Origin of the sequence: Azospirillum griseum (assembly GCF_003966125.1) — a bacterium.
In the GTDB taxonomy this organism is placed as follows: Bacteria; Pseudomonadota; Alphaproteobacteria; order Azospirillales; family Azospirillaceae; genus Azospirillum; species Azospirillum griseum.
Map to the genome: position 1 here is coordinate 1 of NZ_RXMA01000068.1, position 2,569 is coordinate 2,569.

Here is a 2,569-nt window from a genome sequence, read left to right on the forward strand (position 1 = left end):
GAAGCCTGGATCAATCCGCCGACAAAACCGGAGACCATCCAAGCTTAATTCATAACTCCGGCTGTCTCACATTCGTTGACACGTTCCGGCTGGGGATTACCGCAAGGCACTGATGAAAAACGGAATCGTCCAATCGATGAGCCGCAAAGGCAACTGCTGGGACAACGCCCCGATGGAAAGCTTCTTCGGCAGTTTGAAAGCGGAACTCGTTCATGGCGCCCGCTATCCAACGCGCGACGTCGCTCGCAGGGACCTGTTCGCTTACATCGAAGGGTATTACAATCGCCAGCGACTGCACTCGGCTCTCGGCTACATCACACCAGACCAAGCCGAGCTTCGAGCCGCTTAACCCGGTGTCCTTTCTGCCGGGGGAAGGTCAAAGGCACTCTGACCAGCATTGAACAGCCCTGATCCTCTCAGGAGTTGGAGCCGCCGACAATCCCGGCGCGGTTCAATAATTCCACGCGGCAGCACTCCGCCTTGGGAAACGAAAGCCCTATCCTGTTCGCGACCAACGCCTGACGGCGGAAAAATGCCTCTTCTCTTTTCCAGGGCAACTCCACCGCCCCCGACCTTTTCGCCAAGCCAGTTCTCTTTTCCCTTGCGCCACAGCGGTCGCACACACATGACGGTGCCGGTCAGCCTTCGATGGGGGCCAGCAAGACGTCCAGATCGTCGGCGGTCAGCACATCCGCTTCCGTTGCCGTCGCGTCATAGACCGCTTCGCCCAACTGGCGTTTGCGCTCCTGAAGGGTGAGCATGCGCTCCTCCACCGTGCCAACCGTCACCAGCTTGTAGACGAAGACCGGCTTGTCCTGGCCGATCCGGTGGGCGCGGTCGGTGGCCTGGTCCTCCACCGCTGGATTCCACCAGGGGTCATAGTGAATCACGGTGTCGGCGGCGGTCAGATTCAACCCAGTGCCACCCGCCTTCAGGCTGATGAGGAACAGCGGAGCCTCGCCCACCTGGAAACGGCGCACCGGCGTCTCGCGGTCGCGGGTGTCGCCGGTCAACTCGACAAAGGGAATCCCGAGCGCCGCCAGTTCCGGCTTTATCAGATCGAGCATGGAGGTGAATTGTGAGAACAGCAGAATTCGCCGGCCATCGGCCAGAAGATCGGGCAGCAGTTCCAACAGGCGTTCCAGCTTGGCCGACGCCGCTCCCTTCTCGACCCGCTTGCGCGCGCTCTCCAGCTTGACCAGCCGGGGATCGCAGCAGACCTGCCGCAGCTTCAACAGCGCGTCCAAAATCGTGATGTGGCTGCGGGCCAAGCCCTTGCGGGCGATTTCCTCGCGCACCCGCTGGTCCATCGCCAGCCGGATCGTTTCGTACAAATCGCGCTGGGCGGCCTGGGGATCAACCCGCTCGACCATCTCGGTCTTCGGCGGCAGCTCGCTGGCGACCTCCTCCTTGGTGCGGCGCAGCAGGAAGGGACGGACCCAGCGGGCCAGCACCCGCTGCCGCTCCGCGTCACCATGCTTTTCGATGGGGGTGCGGAACAGGCGGCGGAAGCCGGTGCGGTCGCCGAACAGCGACGGCGCGGCGACGGAGAACAGCGACCACAGCTCGTCCAGATTGTTTTCCACCGGCGTGCCGGTCAGGCACAACCGTTGCCGCGCCTCCAACGCCTGGGTCGCCTTGGTCGCCTGCGCGGTCGGGTTTTTCAGATACTGGGCTTCGTCAAAGATCGCCAGATGCCAGGGCTGCGCCTCCAGCACCGCGCGGTCGCGCGGCAGCAGGGCGTAGGAGGTGACGACCAGATCATACCCGGCCAGATCGCCGTGCGCCGCCTTGCGCTGCGGGCCGTGCAGGACCAGCGTGCGCAGATCGGGGGCGAAGCGCGCCGCCTCGCTGCGCCAGTTGCCCAACACGCTGGTCGGGGCGATCAGCAGACAGGGGCGGTCCATCCGCCCGGATTCCTTCTCGATCAGAAGATGGGCCAACGCCTGCACCGTCTTGCCCAGCCCCATGTCGTCGGCCAAAAGCCCGCCGAACCCGTGCGCGGCCAGAAATTGCAGCCAACTCACCCCCAATCGCTGGTAGGGGCGCAGCGTGGCGCGCAAACCATCGGGAAGGGGGGCCACCGGCACGCCGCCCGCCTCGCGCAGGCTGCGCGCCATGCCGCGCACGGCGTCGGCCCCAAGCAACGGCACCCCGGCGGCGGTCGCCGCCTCTTCCAACGCGGCCAGATCGCCCAGATGGGCCCGCCCGATCCGCAACGGACCGCCATCCGCGCCCGGGGCTTGCAGCCCGAACAGCTCCATCAGCACGCCCAGCATCGGGCGCAACCGCTCGACGTTCAGCGGCAGAAAGCGACCCTTGCCGACCCGAACGAACTGCACCCCGTCAGGGGCCAGCGCGTCGAGCGCCGTCTCCGTTCCGTCATCGGCAAACTCGTCATCCCCCAAACGGCCCAAAACCCCGATGAGGGAGCGCAGAACCGGCAGCAGATCGACCCGCTCCCCGCCCACCTCGATGCCGAGCGACAGGCCGAACCAATCGATTCCCGTCCCCTCGCCAACCTCCATCGTCCAGTTCTGCGGCGCTTCGAGGATCTGGTAGGGGAAAT

The 2,569-nt window shown here is 65.2% G+C and carries 1 protein-coding gene and 1 pseudogene; one reads left to right on the top strand and one right to left on the bottom strand.

Annotation, left to right across the window (positions count from 1 at the left end):
- Positions 1-121: 121 nt before the first annotated feature.
- Positions 122-349, top strand: a pseudogene (locus tag EJ903_RS25910) (integrase core domain-containing protein); the annotation flags it as partial.
- Positions 350-638: 289 nt separating this feature from the next.
- On the opposite strand, the gene EJ903_RS25915 reads toward EJ903_RS25910, so the two are convergent.
- Positions 639-2,569, bottom strand: a 1,931-nt coding sequence (locus EJ903_RS25915) for a DEAD/DEAH box helicase (protein ID WP_148105311.1), incomplete at its 5' end; no start/stop codon positions are given.